Genomic DNA, 1,347 nt, shown 5'->3' on the forward strand with positions numbered 1-1,347 from the left:
TCCTTGTATATTAGAGTTAGGGTTTTAACCTTCCGGTTTTGATTGGATAACCCTATGAACCATCGTTATTTTAATTTGGTATTAACTCATTCATTTTGAGATAATATATTTATTGGATTGAGAGGCTATGCCGTTGCCTCCTTGAGTTTTGAAGCTCGTAATCGAAAGACTGGCACCTCTCTCTGATAAGTGGATTACGTATGAGTTAGATGTTGAAAGTTTTTGCTTTACTCCGTATCTCGTACAAGGTAGTGACGCTTTTCAGTTGAGCGGGTTTCAATCCAAAATATTTTTTTAGAAAGGTCAAATGTATGTACTTCTTAGGAATTGATATCGGCAAGCGAACTCACGTGGCTTCTTTAATGAGTGAAGAAGGTAAAGTGATCCTAAAAGGTTTTTCTTTCCCTAACACTACTGAAGGAGCTGATTCCCTGATTGAGCGGCTTTCAAAATATTCAGAGACTCCCGCTGACTTTATTGTCGGAATGGAAGCTACGGGTCATTATTGGCTCTCCATCTTTTCATACCTCCACGAATCAGACTTTTTGATTCACGTTGTGAATCCTCTTCAAACCGATGGCTGGCGCAAAGGAACAGAAATCAGAAAACGAAAAAATGATATTATTGATTCTGTTTTGATTGCTGACTTGATGCGTTATGGTTCCTTTGTAGAAACAGTATTGTCTGATGAAAATGTTTTTTCGTTAAAACAACTTTCACGTTACCGAACCTATTTAGTAGGTACCGCAAGCGACTTCAAACGAAAAATCATAGCTGTACTAGATCAAGTGTTTCCTGAATATGCATCAATTTTTTCTAAACAAGGTATTTTCGGAAAAGCGTCTAAAGAGTTATTGCTTGAGTTTAGTTCTCCTATAGAGCTAGAAGAAATTTCGGCAGAAACGTTGGCTCAATACTTAGCTGAGTTAAGCAGGAACCGAATAAAGCCAGAGAAAGCAGATCAATTGAAGCAAGCAGCTTCTAACTCCTTTGGAGTGAAATTTGCTCAAGAAGCTTTTACATTTCAATTACGCTCCATGATTGAACAATTGAAATTCATCGAAAGCCAAGTAAAAGAAACTGAAAAAGAAATTAAGCGCATAATGAGTAATTTAGACTCTGTTATTCTCACAATCCCTGGAATCGGCCCTATAAATGGCGCGACAATTCTTGGTGAAATTGGAGACATTCGCAAATTTTCTAATCCGAAAAAACTGGTTGCTTATGCTGGCATAGACGCGTCTGTGTCCCAATCTGGGCAATACGAAGCAACACATAATGTTATGAGCAAGCGTGGATCTCCATACTTACGAAAAGCCTTGTTTTCAGCTGCTCTAGTTGCTTCTC

Annotated in this window: 1 protein-coding gene; it reads left to right on the top strand. The window is 38.2% G+C overall.

All coding sequences use genetic code 11. From position 1 onward, the window contains the following. Positions 1-311: 311 nt before the first annotated feature. Positions 312-1,347 (top strand): IS110 family transposase (locus IGJ05_RS16125; protein ID WP_311956211.1); only part of this gene is annotated, 1,036 nt, incomplete at its 3' end.

Origin of the sequence: Enterococcus sp. AZ167 (assembly GCF_051714025.1) — a bacterium.
GTDB lineage: Bacteria > Bacillota > Bacilli > Lactobacillales > Enterococcaceae > Enterococcus_D > Enterococcus_D casseliflavus.